Origin of the sequence: Streptomyces asoensis, from assembly GCF_016860545.1 — a bacterium.
Taxonomy (GTDB): Bacteria; Actinomycetota; Actinomycetes; order Streptomycetales; family Streptomycetaceae; genus Streptomyces; species Streptomyces asoensis.
In genome coordinates this window covers 849,363-873,438 of the sequence record NZ_BNEB01000003.1, presented here as the reverse complement: position 1 = coordinate 873,438, position 24,076 = coordinate 849,363, and the positions used below count along the sequence as shown (strand labels likewise).

At 73.9% G+C, this 24,076-nt stretch carries 20 protein-coding genes; 11 read left to right on the top strand and 9 right to left on the bottom strand.

Going from position 1 to position 24,076, the window contains the following annotated elements; all coding sequences use genetic code 11:
* Entirely contained in the window at positions 1–1,428 is a 1,428-nt protein-coding gene (locus tag Saso_RS16575) for a zf-HC2 domain-containing protein (RefSeq protein ID WP_189921049.1), read from the bottom strand.
* Positions 1,425–2,015, bottom strand: a complete 591-nt coding sequence (locus tag Saso_RS16570; RefSeq protein ID WP_203833531.1) for an RNA polymerase sigma factor — start codon at positions 2,013–2,015, stop codon at positions 1,425–1,427. The genes Saso_RS16575 and Saso_RS16570 overlap by 4 nt, the downstream gene beginning before the upstream one ends.
* A 310-nt stretch (positions 2,016–2,325) precedes the next feature.
* Between Saso_RS16570 and Saso_RS16565 the strand changes: the two genes are divergently transcribed.
* Positions 2,326–2,706 (top strand): STAS domain-containing protein, encoded by a 381-nt coding sequence (locus Saso_RS16565; RefSeq protein ID WP_189921048.1) that lies wholly within the window; start codon positions 2,326–2,328, stop codon positions 2,704–2,706.
* Positions 2,707–2,924: 218 nt separating this feature from the next.
* Positions 2,925–3,437 (top strand): EF-hand domain-containing protein, encoded by a 513-nt coding sequence (locus Saso_RS16560; RefSeq protein ID WP_189921045.1) that lies wholly within the window; start codon positions 2,925–2,927, stop codon positions 3,435–3,437.
* Positions 3,438–3,495: 58 nt separating this feature from the next.
* Here the strand turns inward: Saso_RS16560 and Saso_RS16555 are convergent, their stop codons facing one another.
* Positions 3,496–5,004 carry a class I adenylate-forming enzyme family protein gene (locus tag Saso_RS16555; protein ID WP_189921043.1) on the bottom strand — a complete coding sequence of 503 codons (1,509 nt, stop codon included), beginning with the start codon at positions 5,002–5,004 and terminating at the stop codon, positions 3,496–3,498.
* 235 nt (positions 5,005–5,239) lie between these two features.
* On the opposite strand from Saso_RS16555, the gene Saso_RS16550 reads away from it, so the two are divergent.
* From Saso_RS16550 to Saso_RS16535, 4 genes are all read left to right on the top strand, one after another.
* Positions 5,240–6,436 carry an amidohydrolase family protein gene (locus Saso_RS16550; RefSeq protein WP_189921041.1) on the top strand — a complete coding sequence of 399 codons (1,197 nt, stop codon included), beginning with the start codon at positions 5,240–5,242 and terminating at the stop codon, positions 6,434–6,436.
* A gap of 48 nt (positions 6,437–6,484) precedes the next feature.
* On the top strand, positions 6,485–7,618 hold the full coding sequence (locus Saso_RS16545) for an acyl-CoA dehydrogenase family protein (protein WP_189921039.1): 1,134 nt from the start codon (positions 6,485–6,487) through the stop codon (positions 7,616–7,618).
* Positions 7,619–7,627: 9 nt separating this feature from the next.
* Positions 7,628–8,512, top strand: coding sequence for an acyl-CoA dehydrogenase family protein (locus tag Saso_RS16540; RefSeq protein ID WP_189921037.1), 885 nt, complete (start codon positions 7,628–7,630; stop codon positions 8,510–8,512).
* A 552-nt stretch (positions 8,513–9,064) separates the two neighbouring features.
* Positions 9,065–9,667 (top strand): ATP-binding protein, encoded by a 603-nt coding sequence (locus tag Saso_RS16535; RefSeq protein ID WP_229901241.1) that lies wholly within the window; start codon positions 9,065–9,067, stop codon positions 9,665–9,667.
* 625 nt (positions 9,668–10,292) lie between these two features.
* Here the strand turns inward: Saso_RS16535 and Saso_RS16530 are convergent.
* A complete protein-coding gene (locus tag Saso_RS16530; RefSeq protein WP_189921033.1) occupies positions 10,293–11,219 on the bottom strand; it encodes a cyclase family protein in 927 nt (308 codons plus the stop codon).
* Positions 11,220–11,322: 103 nt separating this feature from the next.
* Between Saso_RS16530 and Saso_RS16525 the strand changes: the two genes are divergently transcribed.
* From Saso_RS16525 to Saso_RS16515, 3 genes are all read left to right on the top strand, one after another.
* A complete protein-coding gene (locus Saso_RS16525; RefSeq protein ID WP_189921031.1) occupies positions 11,323–12,240 on the top strand; it encodes an SDR family NAD(P)-dependent oxidoreductase in 918 nt (305 codons plus the stop codon).
* Between the two features lie 104 nt (positions 12,241–12,344).
* On the top strand, positions 12,345–13,493 hold the full coding sequence (locus Saso_RS16520; RefSeq protein WP_189921028.1) for an acyl-CoA dehydrogenase family protein: 1,149 nt from the start codon (positions 12,345–12,347) through the stop codon (positions 13,491–13,493).
* Positions 13,494–13,515: 22 nt separating this feature from the next.
* Positions 13,516–14,565, top strand: a complete 1,050-nt coding sequence (locus Saso_RS16515) for a Zn-dependent alcohol dehydrogenase (protein WP_189921026.1) — start codon at positions 13,516–13,518, stop codon at positions 14,563–14,565.
* On the opposite strand, the gene Saso_RS16510 is transcribed toward Saso_RS16515, so the two are convergent.
* A complete protein-coding gene (locus Saso_RS16510) occupies positions 14,555–15,640 on the bottom strand; it encodes a GlxA family transcriptional regulator (RefSeq protein ID WP_189921024.1) in 1,086 nt (361 codons plus the stop codon). The genes Saso_RS16515 and Saso_RS16510 overlap by 11 nt on opposite strands.
* Before the next feature lie 71 nt (positions 15,641–15,711).
* Here Saso_RS16510 and Saso_RS16505 point away from each other — a divergent pair, with 71 nt between their 5' ends.
* On the top strand, positions 15,712–17,049 hold the full coding sequence (locus Saso_RS16505; protein WP_189921022.1) for an MFS transporter: 1,338 nt from the start codon (positions 15,712–15,714) through the stop codon (positions 17,047–17,049).
* A gap of 145 nt (positions 17,050–17,194) precedes the next feature.
* On the top strand, positions 17,195–18,724 hold the full coding sequence (locus Saso_RS16500; RefSeq protein ID WP_189921020.1) for a multicopper oxidase family protein: 1,530 nt from the start codon (positions 17,195–17,197) through the stop codon (positions 18,722–18,724).
* Between the two features lie 21 nt (positions 18,725–18,745).
* Here the strand turns inward: Saso_RS16500 and Saso_RS16495 are convergent, their stop codons facing one another.
* From Saso_RS16495 to Saso_RS16480, 4 genes are all read right to left on the bottom strand, one after another.
* Positions 18,746–19,336 carry a flavin reductase family protein gene (locus Saso_RS16495; RefSeq protein ID WP_189921441.1) on the bottom strand — a complete coding sequence of 197 codons (591 nt, stop codon included), beginning with the start codon at positions 19,334–19,336 and terminating at the stop codon, positions 18,746–18,748.
* A gap of 53 nt (positions 19,337–19,389) precedes the next feature.
* Complete coding sequence (locus Saso_RS16490; protein WP_229901240.1) at positions 19,390–20,166, bottom strand: enoyl-CoA hydratase/isomerase family protein; 777 nt, start codon at positions 20,164–20,166, stop codon at positions 19,390–19,392.
* 38 nt (positions 20,167–20,204) lie between these two features.
* Positions 20,205–22,430, bottom strand: coding sequence for an acetate--CoA ligase family protein (locus tag Saso_RS16485; protein ID WP_189921016.1), 2,226 nt, complete (start codon positions 22,428–22,430; stop codon positions 20,205–20,207).
* Between the two features lie 146 nt (positions 22,431–22,576).
* Positions 22,577–24,052: a flavin monoamine oxidase family protein gene (locus Saso_RS16480; RefSeq protein ID WP_189921439.1), complete on the bottom strand. Its 1,476-nt coding sequence runs from the start codon at positions 24,050–24,052 to the stop codon at positions 22,577–22,579.
* Between the last annotated feature and the right edge of the window lie 24 nt (positions 24,053–24,076).

Sequence of the window (24,076 nt, the reverse complement as noted above, 5' to 3'; positions counted from 1 at the left end):
CTACATGCGGCTCAGGGAAGCCGCCGCGAACAGCACGTCCCTGATCGCCTCGCGGTCGCCCAGCTGACCCGCGGCGGCCTCCTCCGGGGAGACGTGGCCGGCGGCCAGACGGCAGAACTCGACGTCGTCCAGGGCGACATGGGCCACCTCGTGGTCGGCGGAGCCCACCGCGCCCGGTGAGTCCAGCGGGATCAGCCACTCGCCGCCGCCCGAGCCCTCGATCTCCAGGCGCAGGCTGCGGCCGGGCCGGCCGGCGGTCACCAGGTGCCGGGCGCGCGAGGGCGAGGCGAGACCGGCCCGGCGGCGGGCCGCGAGCGTCCCGGGCAGCATCCTGGCGGCCAGGTCGATCATGCCGTGCAGATGGCGCGGGGCGGGCGGCGCGTAGGGGTAGTCGACCGCTTCCGCGATGTCCTCGGCGTGCACCCAGCACTCGAAGGCGCGGTCCAGCATCGCGTCGCGCAGGGGCAGTTCGAAGCCGCCGTACGACACCGGCATGGCGCCGGGGCCGGTTCCGGTGAAGGAGACCGTCCGCACCAGGGCGTGGGTCTGCTCGCGCCAGGGGCCGCGGACCGAGCGGGTGGGCGGGAAGCGCGAGCCCGCCCAGAACGCCTCGGTGCGCCGCGCCGGCGTCTCCACCGGCCCGCCCGGGCCTGCCTGACCCGTGGTCCCCCCGGTCCCACCCGCTCCGTCGACCCCACCGGCGGCGGGAGTCCCGGCGGTTCCGGCGGATCCGTGCGGCCCGTGGACCCCGAACGCCTCATGGGCCCCGGCGGCACCTTGCGGCCCGGTGGTCCCACCCGTCCCGGCCGGCCGGTCGCCCGTGGCGAGCGGGTCGTCCAGGCCCAGGGCGACGGCCACCAGGCCGTCCACGGCGAGCAGGTGGGCGATCACCCCGGCGACGGTGGTCCTGCGGCTCGTGGCCCCCTCGCCCCGGAACCAGCGCAGCCGCACGGGCGCGTGCCACTCGGCGTCCCCGAAGTCCTGGAGCAGGGCGTCGAGCCGCGCGGTCTCGGCGTCGTAGGACGCGGCCCACAGGGGCACCGGGATACGGGGCGGACGGCGGTCCAGGCAGCTTTCGAGGACACGGGTGCGCAGTCCCGGGTCGAGGTCGAGGCTCTCCGGGCGCTGGAGCAGGCCGACCGCCTCGCGCAGCCGCCGTGCCTCGTCCGCGCACGTCCCGCAGTCGCCGAGGTGCTCCTCCACGGCCGCGGTCTCCTCGGCCGAGCAGGCCGCCAGCGCCCAGGCGCCGAGCAGGGCCTTGAGCACCGGGTGTTCGAGCCCGAGCGGCCCGGGGCCGGCCGGCGGCGCCGGGGGCAGCGGCAGCCCGCCGTCCTCCACGGAGGCGCGGGGCAGCGGGATGCGCGGCGGCCGGTCGGGCTCGCGGGGCAGGTGGGCGCCGTTCCCGGCGCCGTCGTCACCGAAGCTCACGCCGCACCTCCGTAGCCGGGCGGTGCTCCGGGAGCGGCGGAGTCGTACGCCGTGGACAGCAGCTGGAGGCCGAGCCGCAGCCGCCGGCGGGCCTCGTCCTCGGTGACTCCCAGGTCGACCGCGGTCTGCCGGTAGTCGCGGCGCTGGAAGTAGGCCAGCTCCAGGGCGGCGCGCAGCGGGGCGGGCATCGCCTGCACTATGTAGTCGGCGCGGGCGGCGACGGAGGCGTGCCGCACCCGGCGCTCCAGCTCCTCGCTCGCCTCGGCGCAGCCGTGGTCCGCCTCGGTCAGCGCGGCGGTCTCGGTGGCCCGCAGCCGCTGCACGGCGAGGTGGTGGGTCAGTCCGGCGACCCAGGTGCGCAGCGGGCCCTGCTTCGGGTCGTAGGCGTCCGGGTGCTCCCAGACGTGGGCGAAGACCTCGCGGGTGATGCCGTCGGCCGCCCGTTCGTCCCCGAGCACGCGGTGGGCGAGTCCGTGCACGAGTGAAGCGAACCGGTCGTAGAGCTCGCCGAGGGCGGCCGCCTCACCGCGTGCGAGTCGCTGCTGCATCCTGCGGTCCCAGCGGGGCGGTGCGTCCTTCTTCGTCATGCGGCCCCCTCACCCGTGCCCGTCCTGTGGCCGTGCCTGTGGCGTCCACCGTCACCTCGAATGTAGTCGGCGCGTCCGACAACGCACGCCCCTTTGTTTCAATGTGCGCCCCCTGCCCGGGAAGAGGTGGTATGGGCCGCACCTACCCGACAGGAAAGGATCGAACCGGACCGGATGTGACTGGAACAAGCCCCTTTACCACTGTTTCTGTTTTCCTTGCGGCGTTTCGGGGCACGGCCGCTGGGCAGCCGCGCTGCAAGGAAGCGAAGGGACAGCTTCCGATTACCGCGAGCAACAGCGAGCGAAGGGCGTGGTGGTGGCCTTCAAAGTGACCGGCGGGGAGCAGGGCGGATGGGCCGTGCTCCATGTGTCGGGCGAACTGGACCTGGTGACGTCGCCCGTGCTGCGGCAGAAGGTGCACGACGAGGTGGCCGAGGGCCGGCACAGTCTCGTCCTGGACCTCTCCGACGTGTACTTCTGCGACTCCAGCGGTGTCGGCGTGCTCATCGCCTCGCGCCGCCTCATCCGCTCGTGCCGGGGACGGCTGCGGCTGATCCTGCCCGCCCGCGGCGCGGCCGAGGGCTCCCACGTCAACCGGGTGCTGGGCGCGCTGGGCGTCCGCCGCCTCTTCGACGTGTACGCCGATCTGGCGGCCGCCGTGGACGAGGGGACCGAACCGCTCTCGGCCTAGGGGGTGTCCACCCCGTGTTCCGCCCCGGGGCCGTGACGTCCCGTTTCGTCCCGGGACCGGTGAGGTCCCGCTCCGCCACACCCTTGTCCCGAAATTCACCCGGTCCTGGCACAGAGGTCGCTTTCCCGCCGCCCGGGCCTGGCCGGCGACGTACGCTCCCTGCCGGAAGCACTCCCGGCAGCATCTCCACGCGAAGACGTAAGGCGGTCCGAGAAGACATGGTCAGCAGCGAGTACGAACGCAGGATCGCCGCCCGGTTCGCCACCTTCGACCAGGACGGCAACGGCTACATCGACCGGACGGACTTCGGCGCGGCGGCCAAGGCGCTGCTCGCCGAGTTCGGCACCGCGGCCCGGTCCGACAAGGGGCAGGCGCTCTACGCGGGCGCCGAGGCCTTCTGGCAGGGCATGGCCGGCATCGCCGACCGGGACGGCGACCAGCGCATCACCCGGGACGAGTTCGTGAACGGCGCGGTCAAGCGGCTGCGGGACAACCCGGACCGGTTCGCCGAGATCGCCCGGCCCTTCCTGCACGCGGCCCTGGACATCGCCGACGGCGACGGCGACGGGCGGGCCACGGTCGAGGACACCGTGCGGGTGCTCCGGGCCCTCGGAGCGCCCGACGAGGTCGCCCGGGGGGCCGCCGCGGTCCTCGACGCCGACGCGGACGGCAAGGTCGGCGAGGCGGAGATCGTCCCCGCCTTCGCCCGCTACTTCACGATCGCCGAGTAGGGCGCACGGGCGGGCGGTACCCGTCCGGTGGCCGCCGCGACGCCCGCCCGCGCCCGCCTCACCGCGAGAACCGCTCGCGCAGCCGGTACTTGAGCACCTTCCGCAGGGTCTCGTTGCGCGGCAGGGCGTCCACCACCTCCAGCCGCTCCGGCAGCTTGTGGACCGACAGGCCGCCCTCGCGCAGGTACGAGGTCACCGTCTCCAGCGTCAAGGGCTCCCGGGCCTGCGGCCGCCGTTCCACCACCGCGCACACCAGTTCGCCGCGGTCCGGGTCCGGCAGGCCGATCACCGCGACGTCCCCGACCGCCGGGTGCGCGGCGAGCAGGTCCTCGATCTCCTTGGCCGACACGTTCTCGCCCTTGCGGATGATCACGTCCTTCAGCCGCCCGGTGAGGACCAGGTGTCCGCTCCCGGTCAGGTGCCCGAGATCGCCGGTGCGCAGGAATCCCTCGTCGTCGAAGGCCTCGGCCGTCTGCGCGGGATCCAGGTACCCCTGGCACACGGCCTCCCCGCGCAGCCGCACCTCCCCGTCCACCACGCGGATCCGCATGCCGCGCGGCGGCCGGCCCTCGGTCGTCGCGAGGTTCTCCGCGGTGTCGTCCGGCGCGCCCATGGTGATCATCGGCACCTCGGTCATCCCGTACCCGTGCGTGAGCTGCACGCCCATCTCGCGCACGACCGCGTGGTACACCTCGGGCGGCTTGGGTGCCCCGCCGCCCGCGAGCAGCCGCAGCGAGGGGATCAGCGGGGTGTCCGGCTGCTTGCGCTGCTCGGCAAGGAACATCGAGTAGAACGCCGTCGACCCGCCCGCGACCGTGACCCCGTGCCGCCGGTAGCCCTCCAGCGCGTCCGGCAGCGCGAAGTGCTCGAACATCACCGCGGGGAAGCCGTAGAGCAGCAGCATGACGGTGTAGTCGGGGCCCGCGATATGGGCGTACGGGAAGGCCATCGAGCCGACGTCGTCCGCGGTGAGGTGCAGCGCGTGGGCGAGGCAGGAGCCGCCCGCGATCAGGGAACGGTCGGTGTGCAGCACGCCCTTGGGGTCCGAGGTGGTTCCCGAGGTCCAGTAGATCCAGCGCACCGAGGTGCCCTCGGCCGGCGGTGGCGGGAGCACGGCCGGGTCGCCGTCCGGCAGGTCGTCGTACGCCTCGAAGACGCCCTTCGCGCCCAGCCGCCGCGCCATCGCGGTGTGGTCGAAGCCCCGCCACGGGCCCGGCACCGCGAAGAACTCCGCCTTCGACTCGCGCAGCGCGAAGCCCACCTCGCGATCGCGGTAGAAGGGGATCACGGGTGACTGCACGGCCCCCAGGCGGGCCAGCGCGAAGGACAGGACGGCCGTCTCCGGCCGGGTGGGCAGCTGCCAGGCGACGACCGTGCCGGGGCGTACGCCCATGTCGTGGAGGCCGGCCGCGGTCCGCTCGGCGCGGTCGCGCAGTTCGCCGAAGGTCAGCGCCCGGTCGTCCTGGAGGAGGACCCGGCGCCCCGGAGTGAGGTCGGCGCGGCGCACGAGCAGGTCCCAGAGTGTGCGGGACGCGCTCAGCTCGTGGGCGGTGGCGGTGTCGTTCACGTCGGCCCCCTGACGTAACTGACGGGCTGTCAGATTTGGGCAGAGCGTAGGGCCGGTCGCCTTGTCGGTCCAGGGGGCGGGGGCTAGCCTGCTGGGGAGAGCTGATCTGACGACCCATCAGATGACGGCCGGTGGGACGACCGGTCGTCCGGAGGCCCGGCCAGGAGGTCCGCCGGGCCGGCGCACCGGACACATCCATCGGACGACTGGCGTTCCGCCAGGTGGAGGGGAAGCCATGAGCACCGAACTGCCGCGCATCGTCAGCGTCGACGACCATGTGATCGAACCCGCGCACCTCTTCGCCACCTGGCTGCCGAAGAAGTACCGGGACCGGGGGCCGCAGCCGCTCACCGCCGGGATCGGCGAGCTCGCCTACGTCGCCGGGAAGTACCAGATCACGATGGACCCCGACGGCCAGCCCACCGACTGGTGGATCTACGAGGACCTGAAGTTCCCGTACAAGCGCAACATCGCGGCCGTCGGCTTCGACCGCGACGAGATGACCCTGGAGGGCATCACGCGCGAGGAGATGCGGCGCGGCTGCTGGGACCCCAAGGCGCGCCTGGCGGACATGGACCTCAACCATGTGGAGGCCTCCCTCTGCTTCCCGTCCTTCCCGCGCTTTTGCGGGCAGACCTTCGCCGAGGCGCACGACAAGGAGGTCGCGCTGGCCTGTGTGCGCGCCTACAACGACTGGATGGTCGAGGAGTGGTGCGGCGACAGCGGCGGCCGGCTGATCCCGCTCTGCCTGATCCCGCTGTGGGACGTCGGCCTCGCCGTTGCGGAGATCCGGCGCAACGCGGCCCGCGGGGTGCGCGCGGTGACCTTCTCCGAGATCCCCAGCCATCTGGGACTGCCGTCGATCCACTCGGGCTACTGGGACCCGTTCTTCGCCGTGTGCGAGGAGACGGGCACGGTCGTCAACATGCACATCGGGTCGTCCTCGCAGATGCCGGCCGCCTCCCCCGACGCGCCCCCGGCCGTCCAGGCGTCCCTGTCCTTCAACAACGCGATGGCCTCGATGATGGACTTCCTCTTCAGCGGGGTGCTGGTGAAGTTCCCGCGCCTGAAACTCGCCTACTCCGAGGGCCAGATGGGCTGGATCCCGTACGCCCTGGAGCGTGCCGACGACGTCTGGGAGGAGCACCGCGCGTGGGGCGGTGTCCGTGACGTCGTCCCCGAGCCGCCGTCCACCTACTACTACCGGCAGATCTTCTGCTGCTTCTTCCGCGACCGGCACGGGGTCGCGTCCCTGGACGTGGTGGGGCGCGACAACGCCACCTTCGAGACCGACTACCCGCACGTCGACTCGACCTTCCCGCACACCAAGGAGGTCGCCCTCGACCACGTCAAGGGCCTCGACGACGAGACCGTCTACAAGCTGATGCGGGGCAACGCGATCCGCATGCTCGGCCTGGACCTCGACCGGTAGACCGGCGCCGGGACCAGGACACCGGGACCAGGACAGGGGAGCGGGACCATGGATCTCTCGGACAGCCCCGAGGACGCGGAGTTCCGGGCCCGGTTGCGCGAGTGGCTCGGCAAGGTGCTGCCGACGCTCCCGCCGAAACCGTCCCCGGACGACTGGCCCGGCCGCCGCGCCCACGATCTCGGCTGGCAGCGCACCCTGTACGACGCCGGGTACGCCGACGTGCACTGGCAGGCCTCACCGGCCGTACGGCTGATCTTCCTGGAGGAGACGGAGCGGGCGGGCGCGCCCTACGTGGGGGCCAACTTCGTCGGACTGCTGCACGCCGGGCCGACGATCGCCGCCGAGGGGACACCCGCCCAGCGCGCCCGCTGGCTGCCGCCGGTCCTGCGCGGCGAGGAGGTCTGGTGCCAGGGCTTCAGCGAGCCGGACGCCGGGTCCGACCTCGCGGCGCTGCGCACGCGCGCGTGGCGCGACGGCGACGACTACGTGGTGAGCGGATCCAAGATCTGGACCTCGCACGCGGAGGTCGCCGACTGGTGCGAACTGCTGGTCCGCACCGATCCGGGGGCCCCCAAGCACCGGGGCATCACCTGGCTGGCCATGCCCATGGACGCCCCCGGGATCACCGTGCGGCCGCTGCGCACCCTCGCCGGGTCCGCCGAGTTCGCCGAGGTCTTCCTCGACGAGGTGCGGGTGCCGGTCGCCCACCGCGTGGGCGAGGAGAACGACGGCTGGCGGGTGACGATGGTGACGCTGTCGTTCGAGCGCGGCACCGCCTTCGTGGGCGAGGTCGTCGCCTGCCGCCGCGTGCTCGGTGAACTCGCCCTGGAGGCCCGGCGCAACGGGCGCTGGGACGACCCCGCCCTGCGCCGGCGGCTGGGCGCCCTCGACGCCGGGTTCCGGGCGCTGTGGCGGCTGACGCAGTGGAACGTGAGCGAGGCGGAGGCCGCGGGGGGCCCGCCGGGCATCGGGGGCTCCGTCTTCAAACTGAGGTACTCGCAGGCGCGCCAGGAGCTGTACGACGTGGCCGCCGACGTCCTGGGCGACGACGCCCTCGACCTCGACCGCCCCTGGGTCGCCGACCGGCTCTCCTCCCTGTCGTACACCATCGCGGCCGGCACCTCGCAGATCCAGCGCAACATCGTGGCCGAGCGGATCCTCGGCCTGCCGAAGGGACGGTGACCCCACGCCATGCGCTTCCGTCTGACGGACGACCAGCGGGCCCTGCGGGACGGGGTACGGGGACTGCTCGCCCGCCGCTTCGACCGTACGGCGCTGCGGTCCGCCGTGGACCGGCCCGGACGGCTGGACCGGACGCTGTGGCGGGAGCTGGGGGCGGCCGGGTTCTTCGCGCTGCGCCTTCCGGAGGCGGACGGTGGGGTCGGACTCGGTCTGCCCGAGGCGGTGTTGATGTTCGAGGAGGCGGGCCGGGCGCTGCTGCCGGGCCCGCTGGTGGCCACCCACCTCGCCGCCGGGCGCGTACCCGGCGCGGCCGACGGGGAGACGGTCGTCGCCGCCGTCGACGGTGGCGGCCTGGTGGAATGGCTGGCCGAGGCGGACGTGGTGTGCGGTGACGCCGAGGGGGCGCGACCGCTGCGGTCGGTGGACCCGCTCACCCCCCTGCACCGGGTGCCGGATGCCGCGGCGGCCGTCGACCCGGTCGCCGTGCTGCTCACCGCCGCGGAGCAACTGGGCACAGCCACGCGCGCGTGCGAGCTGGCCGTGCAACACGCCCGGGCACGTGAGCAGTTCGGCCGGCCCATCGGCGCCTTCCAGGCGGTCAAGCACCTGTGCGCGGAGCTGCTGGTCCGGGCCGAGGTGGCCCGCGCGGCGGTCTACGCGGCCGCCGTCACCGCCGCGCCCGCCGACATCGCGGCGGCCCGGCTGCTCGCCGACGAGGCCGCCGTGCGCGGCGCCCGCGACTGTCTCCAGGTGCACGGCGGCATGGGCTTCACCTGGGAGGCGGACGTGCATCTGCTGCTCAAACGGGCCTGGGTGCGCGGCCGGCGCGCGGGCGGCGGGGCGGCCGGCGAGGAGCTGCTCGCGGCCGAACTGCTGTCCGGGGCGGCCCGCTGACGCCCGCGGCCGTGGCGGACGCGCCGGTCCGGGTGCGGGCCCGCCGCGCGCGTGTCGCGGATCGTGGCATACCGGAATCACGGAGCGTTGATATCGGGTTGTGTCCGATGCGTGACCCGTCACGGCCCGGAGTCGGCGGGCCTCTCCGGTACCTTCTGTGGGATGCGAGTGGTTCCGAGCATGAGCCATGCCGGCGGTGCCCCCGGGGCGGTGCCGCATCCGGCGGTGCGCGCCGCCGCTCGCAGGGCGGACGGGCCTGTGGGGCCCGCCTGTTCGACTTCCCGCAACGAGCGTCGCACAGTATGCCGCACGGGTACTCCTTCACGCTGGAATATGCCCGAAGCGCTTGTTGGGGTGACTGTATGTCAACCAAGCTGTCCCGTAAGGGATTCACGTTCCGTCACCCTGCCTCTGGCTGTTGTTCTGGCCATGCAGAAAATGGCTACGATCGTGGCCCCCGTCGTCATGGTGCACACGCGGCTCGCGTGGCTCGCGTGGCGCACGGCCATGTGTCCGCCGGTTCGGATGGTGTGAGCGGTGCAGGTGCTTCAAGTGCAGCTGGAGATCCGGCCCGACCCCGCTGAGGTGGGGCGCGCCCGCAGGTGGGCCCGTTCGCGGCTCGCCGGGTCCGGGATAGGGGACGAGGAGGCGCTCGCCGAGACGCTGATCCTGCTCGTCTCCGAACTGGTCACCAACGCCGTGGTGCACACCGGCTGCCCGGCCGTGCTGCGGCTCTCCCTGCCGGGCGGGACGGCCGAGCCGTCCACGGTGCGCCTGGAGGTGGCCGACAGCAGCGGACGGGCGCCCGTGCCCCGGTGCGCGGGGGACGAGGCGACCGGCGGGCGGGGCCTGGCGCTCGTCGACGGTCTGGCGGACCGCTGGGGCTGGAGCGTCGAGGGGGCGGGCAAGCGCATCTGGTGCGAACTGGACCGCTGCGCGCTGCCGGCCGAGGCCGAGACGGACCGCGGCGGCACGAAGGAGCGCCTGGGCGCGCACGACCGCCCCGGCGTGATGCCGGCGCCCGTCCCGCTCCCGGTCGCGACGCCCATCCCGGTCTCCGCCCCGGCTCCCGGCCCGGCGGCCCCGCTCCCGGTCCCGGTGGAGACCCGGTCCGCCGAGCCGGCTTTCGGAGGGTTCGCGTACGAGGCCGTGTGAGGCCGTGCGGGGCCGCGCGAAGCTCCTGAGGGCGCGTCAGGCCGTCCGTGGCGCCGTCGGCGTCGGGTGAGGCCGCCGAGCGCTCCGCGGGCCGCGTACGGGCGTGCGGGGCCCGCGGGACGGCGTCGGCGGCCCGCCCGGGGCCGGCCGGGCGGTGGGGCGGCCCCGGGGGCGGGTCCCTGGGGCGGCGGCTGAGGGCGCACGGGTGCGGAACGCCCCGCGGACCGCGGTGCACGGGCGCAGAAAGCGCTGCCGCCCTCACCCCGGACCGGTACCGGTGCGCCCGCCCGTGCTCCCGTGCGCGCCCACCGCGAAAGGGACGTAAGTAACAAATCTCCCTCGGGGTGTTGACGCGACGTGTCCGTTTGATCACGCTTGTGGTCAGCGATTCGCCGCGAGGGGACGACGAGGGCTTCGGTGACGGAGGCCCTCGCCGAGTGCGGGTCGCGTTTCGGCGCCGGTTCCCTCAGGGCCGAGGGGAGTCGGTGGGGGTCCTCCCGCTCGAGCGGAACGCGGGAGGGGGGAGGTGCGCCGGAGTCGGATGGCGGTGCGCGGTGCCGTGCTCGGGGCGGGCAGCCGCGCGCCGCCGGCCGGCGTGCCGCGGCGTCCGACCGCCGGACGGCCCCTACAGCACCGCCACGGGCGCCACCGGGGTCCCCGTCGCGCCGACGAACGGCTCGGGCATCGCCGACAGCAGGAACGCGTAGCGCCCTTCTTGTCCACAGGCTGTGGACAACTCTTCGAGATTCCAGTTCTGACCCTGGAGCATCCCCATCTCCACGAGGTGGAGCGCGTGCACGGGCAGCCACAGGTCGTCCGTCTCGGGTGGGAAGATCTCGAACGTGAGGGTGTCGTTGGCGACGGCCGCCACATCGCGCGCGTGGAACCACTCCGGCGTGCGCAGGGACAGCCCCGGCGACGGGTAGCCGTACCCCTGCCTGTCGCCCGCCAGGTACACCTGCATCTGACCGGTCCGCACGAGCACGATGTCGCCCGCGCGCACCCGGACGCCCGCCAGTTCCTCCGCCGCCTCCAGGTCCTGCGGGGTGACCGCGTGCCCGCCGGCCAGCCGGTCGACGCCACGCGCGCGTGCCACGTCGAGCAGCACCCCGCGCGAGACGACGTGACGGGCCTTGTCGATACCGCTGAACTCGGCGCCGCCGTGCGGGGTGACGGTACCGGCGGGCCGGCCGTTGTAGAGCTTCCCGGAGTGCGAGACGTGGGTCAGCGCGTCCCAGTGGGTGCCGGCCTGGAGTCCCATCGTCACGAGGTCGTCGCTGCACGCCACCGTGCCGGGGCCGAAGATCTCCTGGTTGATCTGCACCATGGAGTGCAGCGGGTTGACCCGCCCCGGGATCAGCCCGGTCTGCACGCCGTCCTCGCGCAGCGGCAGGGCGAGCGGGACGCGGCGTCCGGTGCGGACCTCGGCGGCGGCCGCGCGGACGACGTCGTCGGTGACGAGGTTCAGCGTGCCGATCTCGTCGTCGGCCCCCCACCGCCCCCAGTTGTTGACGCGCTCGGCGATGTCGTGGAACTCGACCGGAAGTGTCATTTCCGTGCCTCCCCGGGGCTTGTCCCCGACCGACGGACGGGTCAATGTAGACCTCGAATTCCAAATCTAACGGTCCGTCAGATACTGCGGGAGGGGGCCGGACGTGGGGAACTTCCTGACCGGCAAGGTCGTCGCCGTCACGGGCGCGGGACGAGGCATCGGACGGGCGGTGGCGCTCGCGGCGGCGGCCGAGGGCGCGCGGGTCGTCGTCAACGACCACGGCGTCTCGGTGGACGGCGCCTCACCCACCAGCGAGGTCGCCGCGGCCGTCGTCAAGGAGATCGAGGCCGCGGGCGGCGAGGCGGTCGCCGTCGCCGACGACATCTCCACGATGGCGGGCGGGCAGCGGGTCGTCGACACCGCGCTCGCCTCGTACGGGCGGCTCGACGGGGTCGTGTGCGTGGCCGGGATCCTGCGCGAGCGGATGCTCTTCAACATGTCCGAGGCGGAGTGGGACCCGGTCGTCGCCACGCACCTCAAGGGCACGTTCACGGTGTTCCGGGCGGCATCGGCGGTGATGCGCGGGCAGCGCTCCGGCACGCTGATCGGGTTCACCAGCGGCAACCACCAGGGCTCCGTCTCGCAGGCCAACTACAGCGCCGCCAAGGGCGGGATCATCTCGCTCGTGCGCAGCGCGGCGCTGGGCCTGCACAAGTACGGCGTGACCGCGAACGCGGTGGCCCCCGTCGCGCGGACGCGGATGTCCGCGGGCGTGCCGACGCAGCTGACGGAGATCGGCGAGCCGGAGGACGTGGCCGCCTTCGTGGTGTACCTGCTCTCGGACGCGGCGCGCGACGCCGGGGTCACCGGGCAGGTGTACACCGTCGCCGGGCCGAAGATCGCGGTGTGGGCGCAGCCCGCGGAACTGCGGTCGGCCTACGCGGAAGCGGGTTCCTGGACTCCCGAGCGGATCGCACAGGTGCTGCCGGGGACGGTGGGGGTGGACCCGATGCCCATGCTGGCGCGCCTGGCGGAGATGGCCCGGGCCGCCCGGGAGGGGGACCGGCCCAACGCCGGATAGTCCGCTCGCGGGCCCGGGCGGGCGGGCGCGGGCCCGTCGTGGCCGGCCGCGCCGTTCCCCGCGCCCCCCGACCGGGGCGGTCGCCCCTTCTGGAGGAGGTCAGCGTGGATTTCGGTGTCACCTCGGCGGACGACTCGTTCCGTGCGGAAGTACGCGGCTGGCTCGACGCGCACGCCGCGCGGGCCACCGACCGGCGATCCTGGGAACGCACCCTCGGGGCGGCCGGCTGGATCGGGCTCGGGTGGCCGCAGGACGGTTACGGCAACCGGCGCGGGAGCCTCGCCCAGCAGGTCGCCTGGGCCGAGGAGTACGCGCGGTCGGGGGCGCCGCCCCGGTCCGGGCACATCGGCGAGAACCTCCTCGCGCCGACCCTCCTCGCGCACGGCACGGCCGAGCAGAAGGCGCGGTTCCTGCCGCCGATCGCCGCCGGGACCGAACTGTGGTGCCAGGGCTACAGCGAACCCGGGGCGGGGTCCGACCTGGCCGGCGTCCGTACGCGGGCCGAGGCCGCCGACGACGGACGGTCGTACCGGATCACCGGCCAGAAGATCTGGACCTCGCTCGCCCACGAGGCCGACTGGTGCTTCGTGCTGGCCCGCACCGACCCGCAGTCCACGCGGCACCACGGGCTGACCTTCCTGCTCGTCCCCATGGACCAGCCGGGCCGGATCGAGGTCCGGCCGATCCGGCAGCTGACCGGCACGAGCGAGTTCAACGAGGTCTTCTTCGACGGGGCGCACGCGCGCGTGGAGCACGTCGTCGGCGCGGTGGGTGACGGCTGGCGGGTCGCCATGAGCCTCCTCGGCTTCGAGCGCGGGGTGTCGACCCTCGCCCAGCAGATCGGCTTCGCCCAGGAGCTGCGCCGGGTCGTCGACACCGCGGTGCGCACGGGGGCGGCCGACGACCCCGTCGTGCGCGAGCGGCTGGTGCGGCTGTGGGCCGAGCTGCGCGTCATGCGCTGGAACGCGCTGCGCACGCTCGGAGGCTCGGGCGGGCCCGGCGCGCCCAGTGTGGCCAAGCTCCTGTGGGCGGGCTGGCACCAGCGGCTGGGGGAGATGGCGGTCCGGGTCGGCGGGGCGGCGGCGAGCGTCGGACCGGTCGACTGGTCGCCCACCGCGCCGTACGAACTCGACGAAGCGCAGCACCTGTTCCTGTTCTCCCGGGCCGACACGATCTACGGCGGCTCGGACCAGATCCAGCGCACGATCATCGCCGAGCGGGTGCTCGGCCTGCCCAGACAGCCCAAGGGATAGCGGACCGGACGGAGGGGACGCGATGCGAGGCGTGGTGTTCGACGGGAAGCGGGCCGAGGTCGTGGACGATCTGGCCGTCCGCGATCCGGGGCCCGGCGAGGTGCTGGTCGCGGTCTCGGCGGCGGGGCTGTGCCACAGCGACCTCTCGGTCGTCGACGGGACGATCCCCTTCCCGGCGCCCGTCGTGCTCGGCCACGAGGGTGCCGGAACCGTCGCGGCGGTCGGCCCGGGGGTCGGCCATGTCGTGCCGGGGGACCATGTGGCGCTGTCCACGCTCGCCAGCTGCGGCACCTGCGCGGAGTGCGACCGGGGCCGGCCGACGATGTGCCGCCAGGCCATCGGGCGCCCCCGCAGGCCGTTCACGCGCGCGGGGAGCCCGGTCCACCAGTTCGCGGCCAACTCGGCCTTCGCCGAGCGCACGGTGGTGAAGGCCGTGCAGGCGGTCCGCATCCCGAAGGACATCCCGCTCACCTCGGCGGCGCTGATCGGCTGCGGGGTGCTGACCGGGGTGGGCGCCGTGCTCAACCGCGCGCGCGTGGGGCACGGGGAGAGCGTCGTCGTCATCGGGACGGGCGGGATCGGGCTGAACGTCCTCCAGGGCGCGCGGATCGCGGGCGCGCTGCGGATCGTCGCGGTCGACGCCAACCCGGCCAAGGAGGAGGCGGCCCGGCGGTTCGGCGCGACCCACTTCCTCACCTCGGCCGACGGGGTGCGGGAGGTGCTCCCGACGGGCGCGGACCACGTCTTCGAGTGCGTGGGGAGGGTCGAGCTGATCCGGACGGCCGTCGACCTGCTCGACCGCCACGGGCAGGCGGTGCTGCTCGGGGTGCCGCCCGCGACCGCCGAGGCGTCCTTCCTCGTCTCCTCCCTCTTCCTGGACAAGTCGATCCTGGGCTGCCGTTACGGCGCCTCGCGCCCCCAGCGGGACATCGCCCTGTACGCCGACCTGTACCGGGAGGGCCGGCTGCTGCTCGACGAACTCGTCACGCGGACCTACCCGGTGGAGGACTTCGAGAAGGCGGCCGCGGACGCGGAGGCGGGACGGGTGGCCCGGGCGGTGCTCACGTTCTGACCCCTGCCGCCACGTCGCGCGCCCGCCCGCCGCCGGTGCGCCCGGCGCCGTCCCCGGTGCTCACGCCGTCCCCAGTGCTCACGCCGTCTCCGGTGCGGAAGGTGCGCCGGTACGCGCTCGGTGTGACCCCGAGGGCCGTCTGAAGGTGCTGGCGCATCGACTGCGCGGTGCCGAAGCCCGCGTCCCGGGCGATCCGGTCGACGGAGCGGTCACTGGACTCCAGCAGGTGCCGGGCCCGCTCGACGCGCTGCTGGGTGAGCCACTGGCCCGGACTGATCCCGACCTCCTCGCGGAAGCGGCGGGTGAAGGTCCGTACCGACATGGCTTCCTGCGCGGCCATGTCGCGCAGCTGGATCGACTCGTGCAGGCGGCCCAGCGCCCACGCGCGCGCGGCGGTCGTCGTCGCCTGCTGGGGGTCCGGCACGGGGCGTTCGATGTACTGCGCCTGGCCGCCGTCCCGGTGCGGCGGCACGACCGTGCGGCGGGCGACCTCGTTGGCGACGGCGGTGCCGTGGTCGCGGCGCACGATGTGCAGGCACAGGTCGATCCCGGCGGCGACGCCCGCGGAGGTGAGCACGTCGCCGTCGTCGATGAACAGGACGTCCGGATCGACGTCGATGTGCGGGAAGAGGCGCTGGAGGCGGTCGGCGTCCGCCCAGTGCGTGGTCGCGGGCCGGCCGTCCAGGAAACCCGCCGCGGCCAGGACGTACACCCCCGTGCAGATCGAGGCGAGCCGGGTGCCGGGCCGGATGCGGGCGAGCGCGGCGGCGAGCTCGTCGGTCAGCACTCCCTCCTCGAAGACCGGGCCGAGCTCGTAGGAGGCCGGGACGATCACGGTGTCGGCGGTGGCCAGGGCCTGCGGGCCGTGGGCGACGATGATGGCGAAGTCGGCGTCGGTCTCGACCGGACCCGGCGGCCGGACCGAGCAGGTGACGACCTCGTACAGGGGCCGGCCCGCGGCGTCCCTGGGGCGGCCGAAGATGCGGTGCGGGATGCCGAGCTCGAACGGGAGCAGACCGTCGAGGGCGAGGACGACGACACGGTGGGGACGGGGATCCGCCGACTGCACGCTCATGGCCCGATCCTAGCGAATGCTGTCCTTCGGGCCACTCGTTGCGCGGGTCGTGATGCCCGAGGCTCGATGACGTGACCCAGACAACCGAAACGCCGGCGACCGCCGGGGACCGGCAGCCCGCTTCCGACCGTGGCCGTGACCGCCGGCGCGTCCGTGTCCACCGCGCCTGGTTCGTCGCCGCCGTCACCTTCGTCACGATCATCGGCGCCGCGGCCTTCCGTTCGCTCCCCGGCCTGCTCATCGACCCGCTGCACCAGGAGTTCGGCTGGTCGCGCGGCACGATCGGCGCGGCGGTCTCGGTCAACCTCGCGCTGTACGGCCTCACCGCCCCGTTCGCGGCGGCGCTGATGGACCGCTTCGGCATCCGCCGGGTGGTCGCGGTGGCCCTGACCGTGATCTCGGCCGGCTCGCTGCTGACGGTGTGGATGACGGCGGCCTGGCAACTGATGCTGTACTGGGGCCTGCTGGTGGGCCTCGGCTCGGGATCGATGGCCCTGGCCTTCGCGGCGACCGTCACCAACCGCTGGTTCACCGAGCGCCGCGGCCTGGTCAGCGGCATCCTGACCGCGGCCTCCGCCTCCGGGCAGCTGATCTTCCTGCCCCTGCTGTCGTGGACGGTCACGCGCTACGACTGGCGCCCGGCGGCCGTGACGGTCGCGCTGGCCGCGCTCGCCGTCGTGCCCTTCGTCTGGCTGCTGCTGCGCGACCACCCCGCCGACGTGGGCCACAAGCCCTACGGCTCGGCGGAGTTCGTCCCCAAGCCGCCCCCGGTGCCGGGCGCCGCGCGCCGCACCCTGCGGGTCCTCCTCTCGGCGGTCCGCACGGGCCCGTTCTGGCTGCTGGCCGGCACCTTCGCGATCTGCGGCGCCTCGACGAACGGCCTGGTGCAGACCCACTTCGTGCCGGCCGCCCACGACCACGGCATGCCCGTCACGGCGGCGGCCTCGCTGCTCGCGGTCATCGGGGTGTTCGACGTCGTCGGCACGATCGCCTCCGGCTGGTTCACCGACCGCTTCGAGCCCCGTCGGCTGCTGGCGGTGTACTACGCGCTGCGGGGGGTGTCGCTGCTCTTCCTGCCGATGCTGCTGGCGCCCTCCGTGCACCCTCCGATGATCTTCTTCATCGTCTTCTACGGGCTCGACTGGGTCGCCACCGTTCCGCCCACCCTGGCCTTGTGCCGTGAGCAGTACGGCGAGGACAGCGCCATCGTCTTCGGGTGGGTGCTGGCCTCCCACCAGGTCGGCGCGGCGGTGGTGGCCTTCGCGGGCGGCCTCGCGCGCGACGCCTTCGGCTCGTACGACCTGGTCTGGTACGCCTCGGGGGCGCTGTGCGCCGCGGCGGCGCTGATGGCGCTGGTCATCCGGCGCACCCCGGCGACCCCGGCGACCCTGGCACCGGCGACGGCGTGACGGCGGTGAGGTGACGGCGGTGAGGTGACGGCGGCCGCGGGCGGCGCAACCCGCCGGTGACTACTCCACGTATCGGGTGACTACCTTACGTAATGTGAGGTCCTCTGTTCGTTGCCCTGCCGTCTGCTGCCTGTGGAGGCGCCTCATGACCGCTCTGTCCCGTCGTGGCGTACTGAAAAGCCTGCCCCTCGCCGCCGGAGCGGTCCTCTCCGCGGGCGCGGCCGGCCCGCCCGCGGTGGCCCGGCAGGCGGCCGACCCGGCCTTCCCGGAGCCGCAGACGCGCAGCTCGTCGCCGGCCACGGGGCGGCTGGAGACCGAGCTGACCGTGCGGTTCACCGAGCTGGACGTCCCCGGGATCGGCACCGTGAAGGCCCGCACCTACGAAGGGACGGTCCCGGGGCCGACGCTGCGGGTGCACCCGGGGGACTCCCTCGACATCACGCAGATCAACGCGCTGCCGCCGGACGGCGGCGCCGAGCACCACGACATGAACGTCCCGCACCTGTTCAACACGTTCAACCTGCACACCCACGGCCTGCACGTGGACCCCACGGGCGAGGCGGACAACGTCTTCCGCGCCTTCGAGCCCGCCGCCACGGCCGGGGCCACGACCACCTACCGCAGCAGGGTGGACGTACCGGCCGGTCATCCCGCCGGCACGTTCTGGTACCACCCGCACCACCACGGGTCCACCGCGACCCAGCTGCTGAGCGGCCTGGCGGGCGTCCTCGTCGTCGAGGGGGACGTCGACGAGGTGCCCGAGATCGCCGCCGCCAGGGAGGTGGTCGTCTGCATCAGCGAACTCAAGCTGTCCGGCGGCCGGGTGCCGGACCTGACCTCGCACGGCGTGTACGACGGCATCACCTCGACCTTCCTGGTCAACGGGGCGAAGAACCCCGTCCTGACCATCGCCCCCGGTGAGATCCAGCGCTGGCGGATCGTCAACGCCGGAGCCCTCACCGCCCAGTTCCTGAGCCTGGCCGGCCAGGAGATGCACCAGATCGCCTGCGACGGCATCACCTTCCCGAAGCCCGTCCCCGTCACCGGCCTGACGCTGCCCATGGGCGGACGCGTGGACCTGCTGGTGCGCGGCGGCAGACCCGGCACGTACCACCTCACCGGCGGGGGCCCCTCGCGGCAGTTGCTGACGCTCGTCGTCACCGGCGCCGCCCGGTCGATGCGGCTGCCCGCCACCCTGCCCGGCAGGCCCGTCTCCCTGCCCGCGCCCACCCGCAGGCGGACGCTGACCTTCCGCAGCTACGACAACGTCTTCCCGGGCTCCTTCCCCAACGCCTACCGCATCCTGGGCGACGGCGAGACCCCGCCCGCCGACACCCGCGCGGGCCGCGGCGACCTCGCCTGGGGCCGCCTGTCGTCGGAGTACGTCAACCAGCGCGTCCGGCTGGGCGAGGTCGAGGAGTGGACGGTCGTCAACGACTCCCACTTCCACGCTCATCACCCCTTCCACCTGCACACCAACCACTTCCTCGTCACCGCCGTCGACAACCGCCCGCTGGCCACGCCGGTCTGGCACGACACGGTCTCCGTCCCGCCCGGCGGCTCGGTCACCTTCCGGCTGCGCGCCGAGGACTTCACCGGCCGCTCGATGCTGCACTGCCACCAGCTCCAGCACGGCGACGAGGGCATGATGCAGATCGTCGAGTACGTGAAGTGAGCCACGGGCGCCGGGCGGCGGTCAGAGGAAGCGGCCCCGGTGGAACAGCAGGGGCGGTTCGTCGGCGCCGTCGCCCGTGCCCAGGGCGTTCACCCGTCCCACCACGATGAGGTGGTCGCCGCCCGTGTGGACCGCGTGGATCGCGCAGTCGATCCACGCGAGGGCGCCGGCCAGGCGGGGCGCGCCCGAGACCGGGCACGGGTCGTGGGCCACCCCGGCGAACTTGTCCGTGCCGGTGGCCGCGAAGGCGCGGCACAGGGGGCCCTGGGCCGCGCTCAGCACGTTGACGCAGAAGGCACCCGCCCGGGCGATGCGCGGCCAGCTGGTGGACGTGCGGCCGACCATGAACGCGACGAGGGGCGGGTCCAGGGAGAGGGAGGAGAAGGACTGGCAGGCGAAACCGGCCGGGCCCGCCTCACCCTCGGCGGCGGCCGCCGTGACGACCGTGACGCCCGACGCGAAGCTCCCGAGCACGCGCCGGAACTCGCCCTGGTCGACCGGCGCCCGTTCGTCCTCCCGTACGCAGCGCAGTTCGGGGCGTGGCAGCGCCTCGACCGGACGGTCCGCCCGGAGCCAGCGGACGGCCGCGGCCGCCATTCCCGCATGTCCCATCATGCGGTCCATTGAAACTGACGGCATGTCAGATAGGAAGGGCCGTGACCCGCTCACCGGCCCGTGAACTTCGGCTCGCGTCGCTCCACGAAACTCGCCACGCCCTCCCGCGCGTCCGCCGTCGTCATGTTGATCTCCTGGGCGGCGGCCTCGGCGGCGAACGCAGTGGCGCGGTCGCTGTCGAGGGAGGCGTTGACCAGCTGCTTGGTGAGGGACAGGGCGCGGGTGGGGCCCGCGGCCAGACGGGCCGCCCACGCGCGGGCCGTCCCCTCCAGCTCGCCGTCCGGGACCACCCGGTTGACCAGGCCGAGGTGCGCGGCGTCCGGCGCGGTCAGCGCGTCACCGAAGAACATCAGCTCCTTGGCGCGCTGCGGGCCGATCAGACGGGGGAGGAGATGGGCGCCGCCGCCGTCCGGGACCAGGCCCCGGCGCACGAACACCTCGATGAACCGGGCCGACTCGGCGGCCAGCACCAGATCGCAGGCGAGGGCGAGGTGCGCGCCCAGGCCGGCCGCGGTGCCGTTCACGGCGGCGATCACCGGCTTCTCACAGTCCATGACGGCCGCGACGAGCCGCTGGGCGCCCAGCCGCAGGGTGCGGGCCACGTCCCCCGCCACCCGCTCGCCGGACGCGGAGCCGCCGCGCAGGTCCGCTCCCGCGCAGAAGCCGCGGCCGGTGCCGGTGAGGACCACCGCCCGTACCTCGGGGTCGGCGGAGGCCCCGCCGAGCAGGGTGATCAGCCGCTCGCGCATCGCCGGCGTGAGGGCGTTGAGCGCTTCCGGGCGGTCCAGCACGAGATGCCCGACCTGCCCGCCGGTCCACCACCGCACCGTCGGGCCGCCCGCTGCGGGAGGCCGCGCGGGGGTGCTCACCGGCACACCGCCAGCGCGTCCAGCGCCACCGCGCCCTGCCCGCAGGGCAGCACGACCAGCGGGTTGATGTCGAGTTCGGCGATGTCCTCGCCCAGCTCCAGGGCCATCCGCTGTACCCGCAGGATCACCTCGACGAGCGCCTCCACATCGGCCGGGGGGCGGCCCCGGACGCCGTCCAGCAGTGCCCGCCCGCGCAGTTCGGCCAGCATGTCGCGGGCCTGGTCCTCCCCGAAGGGGGGCACCCGGACGGCGGCGTCGCGCAGGACCTCGACCAGGACCCCGCCGAGGCCCACCGTCACCGTCGGGCCGAACAGCTCGTCGTGGGTCACGCCGACCACCATCTCCACGCCCCGCTCCACCATCTGGCAGACCAGGACGCCGTCCAGCTCGACGCCCTCGTAGCGGGCGATGTCGGTCAGCTCGCGGTAGGCGTCGCGGACCTGGCTCGCCGAGGTCAGGCCGATCTTGACCAGGCCCAGCTCGGTCTTGTGGGCGATCTGCCCGCCGGACGCCTTCATCACCACCGGGTAGCCGACCAGCCCCGCCGCCCGCACGGCCGCCGCCGCGCTGGTCACCAGCTGCTCGCGCGGGACCCGGATGCCGTACGCCCGCAGCAGCTGCTTCGCCGCGTGCTCGCTCAGCTGCTGTCCGGGCCGCATCAGCAGCCGGGCCTTGCGGAAGGACGGCGACTGGGTGCGCGGGGCCTCGTCGAAGGGGGAGCGGTAGTCGCGGACGAAGCGGTGGTGCCCGAGGTAGGCGCGGACGGCCGAGAGGCAGTTGCCGAGAGTGCGGAAGGTCGCCACCCGGGAGGAGCCGAGGAGCACCTCGCGGTACGCCGGTTCGGTGCCCACCGGTGAGCCCCAGACCACGCACACCAGCTTGTCGGTCCGTTCCGCCGCGTCCACCAGGTCCCGCACCAGGCGGTCGCTCAACGGGGGGAAGGGGCCCGTGATCGGGCAGACGAGCACGCCGACGGCCGGATCGTCGAGGATCGCGTCGATGATCTTCCGGCCGCGCAGGTCGCCCACCGGGTGCCCGCCGTTGTCGACCGGGTTGGCCACGGACAGGTACGCGGGGATCCACCGGTGCAGCTCGGCCTGTTTGGCGGCGGACAGCGTCGGCAGGGTGAGCCCGGCCGCCGTCGCGAGGTCGGCCGCGTGGGCGCCGGTGCCGCCGGAGATGGAGTAGACGACGACCCCGTCGGCCTGCGGCGGCCTGGCCCGGGCCAGCAGGGCGGCGGTGTCCTGGAGTTCGTCGAGCCCGTCCACGCGCAGCACGCCGTACTGGCGCATGGCCGCGTCGACGACCTCGTCGGCGCCGGTCAGTTTGCCGGTGTGGGAGGCGGCGGTGCGGGCGCCGGTCTCGGTGCGGCCCACCTTGACCGCGACCACCGGCACCCCGCGCCGGGCCGCCCGGTCGGCGGCGAGGAGGAAGGACCGGCCGTCCTTCAGGCCTTCGACGTAGCAGGCGATCGCGCCGACCTCGGGGCGCTCGGCGAAGTAGGAGAGGAAGTCGGAGGTCTCCAGGTCGGCCTCGTTGCCGGTCGGCGCCCAGTGGGAGAGGCGGACGCCGTTCTCCTGGAGGGCGAAGACCGGGCGGCCCTGGTGGCCGGACTGGGTGATCAGCGCGATCGACGGGCCGGTGAGATCGTCCCGGAACCGCTCGAAGGCGTTGAGGTTGGTGTTGGGGCCGAGCAGACGCAGACCCGAGCGGGCCACCGCCGCCGCGAGCCTTTCCTGCGCGGCGGCGCCCTCCTCGCCCGTCTCGGCGAATCCGGACGCGAAGGCGACGGCGAACTTGACCTTGGTCTCGGAGAGTTGCTCGATGACCGGCAACGGGTCGGCGACCAGCAGGACGGCCAGGTCGACCTGTTCGGGCAGGTCCGCCACGGACGCCGAGCAGGGCAGGCCGAAGACCGTCCCGCGGGTGGGGTGCACGGGATGCAGCCGTGCCCCCACCCGCCCCGCCCAGTCCACCAGCTGCCGGGTGACACCGGTGTTCGGGCGTCCTTCGGCGTCCGAGGCGCCGATGACCGCGACCGACCCGGGCCGGAAGAACCGGTCCAGGTCGGGGACCTCCGCGTAGAGCGGACGGCCGCTGACGTCGAGGTCGTCCGCGTCGGCGGGCCGGCCGTGGACGGCGGGCCCCGGATGCTCGCCGCACGCGATGACCCGGGCCCGGCGGGAGTCGGTGGTGAGGGTGCCGTGGGTTGATCCAAGCATCGGTCCGCCCGCTCCTGTGTGACTGCCATGGGTGACCGTCAAGTAACTGACGCTCTGTCAGGTTACATACCTGACGGACCGTCAGGAATGGTCGTGCACGCAGAAAGGAGCGGGCGGACGGCCGGGCCGGGTGTGCCCGGGCGGTGCTACAGCGCCGCCAGCACCTCCTTCGCCACCCGCTCGCCCGACCGCACGGCGCCGTCCATGAAGCCCATCCAGTGGACGGAGGTCTCCGTCCCGGCCCAGTGGATCCCGCCGACCGGCTCGCGCAGGGCGGGACCGTACTGCGTCAGGACCCCCGGCGCGGCGATCGAGACCGGGCCGCCCCGGGTGTAGGCCTCGTTGTTCCAGCGTTGCAGGACGAACGACGTGGGGGAGGCGGCTTTCTCGCCGAAGTACGTCACGTAGTCCTTCAGCACCGCCGCCCTGACCTCGGCCTCGCCCGCCGCGTCGAGCTTGCGTGCCTCGTCGGCCTCGATGAACCCCATCAGCGCGCCGTAGGAGGCGTCCGGCGGGGAGTTGTCGAAGGTGGAGCTGATCACCCCGGTGTCGCTGACGACCTGGCCGTTGAGGCCGTCGGCCCGCCAGAAGGGGGTGTCGTAGATCGCGATCGCCTTGCCCACCGAGGCCATCGGCAGGCGCTGGGTGAGCTGGTCGCGGGCGGCGGGCAGCAGCGGGTCGTAGGTGATGCGGGCGGCGAGCGGCGGGGGCACGGCGACCACGACCCGCCGGGCGGTGACCGTGACGCCGTCCGCCGTGACGGCGTACCGGCCGCCGGACCGGGTGATCGTGCGCACCGGGGCGTTCAGCACCACCCGGTCGCCGAGCGTGGCGGCGAGCTTCTGCGGCACCAGCTGGGAGCCTCCGACGAAGCGCAGCTCCTGGGCGCCGCCGGCGGTCTCGGTGAGGCGTTCCAGGGTGCCGGGGGTCGACTCGTTGCCGGCGGCGGCGATGTAGAAGAGGACGAAGAGCAGCGACAGTTCGCGCGGCTCGGCGGAGAAGATCGAGGTGCAGGCCACGTCCAGCAGGAACTTCGCCGACGGGACGACCGCGTTGGCGTTGAGCCAGCTCTCGAAGGTCTGCTTGTCCCACTCCGCGGCCTTGGCGGCGGTCCAGGGCGCGTCGACGGGCACCTGCTTGGCCATGTCGTCCAGCGAGGCCTGCACGATCGCCGCGTTGGCGAGTCCCGCCACGTCGACCGGCGGGACGGAGCCGAGGAGGCCGTCGGTGGCGTACGGGGTCTTCTTCCCGTCCTTGTAGAGCAGGTTCTTGCCCGTGTTGTAGGTGGCGAAGGTGGCCACGCCCAGGGAGTCCGCGAGCGCCTTGATGCGGTCCTGGGTGGGGCCGATGAACTCGCCGCCGCCCTCGGTGACGCCGCCGCCCGCCAGGGGCAGGTTGACGACCCGGCCGCCGACCCGGCCGCGGGCCTCCAGGACGGCGACCGTCCGGCCGGCCGCCACGAGGTCGCGGGCCGCGGTCAGGCCGGCGAGCCCGCCGCCGACGATCGCGACGTCCACGTCCCGGGTCGTGGCCGCGGCGGCGGGGCCGGCGGTGGTCGCGGTCAGGGCGGTGGCGCCCGCGGCCGCGGCGGCGGTGCGGCCGAGCAGGGCGCGGCGGGACATGCCGGGGGAGTGCTGTCTTTCACT

Excerpts from the sequence above, each read along its gene's own strand:
- Saso_RS16515 (WP_189921026.1), top strand. The coding sequence starts at position 13,516 with ATGCGAGGCGTGGTGTTCGACGGGAAGCGGGCCGAGGTCGTGGACGAT.
- Saso_RS16485 (WP_189921016.1), bottom strand. The coding sequence starts at position 22,430 with ATGCTTGGATCAACCCACGGCACCCTCACCACCGACTCCCGCCGGGCC.
- Saso_RS16570 (WP_203833531.1), bottom strand. The coding sequence starts at position 2,015 with ATGACGAAGAAGGACGCACCGCCCCGCTGGGACCGCAGGATGCAGCAG.
- Saso_RS16545 (WP_189921039.1), top strand. The coding sequence starts at position 6,485 with ATGGATCTCTCGGACAGCCCCGAGGACGCGGAGTTCCGGGCCCGGTTG.
- Saso_RS16480 (WP_189921439.1), bottom strand. The coding sequence starts at position 24,052 with ATGTCCCGCCGCGCCCTGCTCGGCCGCACCGCCGCCGCGGCCGCGGGC.
- Saso_RS16495 (WP_189921441.1), bottom strand. The coding sequence starts at position 19,336 with ATGGGACATGCGGGAATGGCGGCCGCGGCCGTCCGCTGGCTCCGGGCG.
- Saso_RS16560 (WP_189921045.1), top strand. The coding sequence starts at position 2,925 with ATGGTCAGCAGCGAGTACGAACGCAGGATCGCCGCCCGGTTCGCCACC.
- Saso_RS16540 (WP_189921037.1), top strand. The coding sequence starts at position 7,628 with ATGCGCTTCCGTCTGACGGACGACCAGCGGGCCCTGCGGGACGGGGTA.
- Saso_RS16510 (WP_189921024.1), bottom strand. The coding sequence starts at position 15,640 with ATGAGCGTGCAGTCGGCGGATCCCCGTCCCCACCGTGTCGTCGTCCTC.
- Saso_RS16500 (WP_189921020.1), top strand. The coding sequence starts at position 17,195 with ATGACCGCTCTGTCCCGTCGTGGCGTACTGAAAAGCCTGCCCCTCGCC.
- Saso_RS16550 (WP_189921041.1), top strand. The coding sequence starts at position 5,240 with ATGAGCACCGAACTGCCGCGCATCGTCAGCGTCGACGACCATGTGATC.
- Saso_RS16530 (WP_189921033.1), bottom strand. The coding sequence starts at position 11,219 with ATGACACTTCCGGTCGAGTTCCACGACATCGCCGAGCGCGTCAACAAC.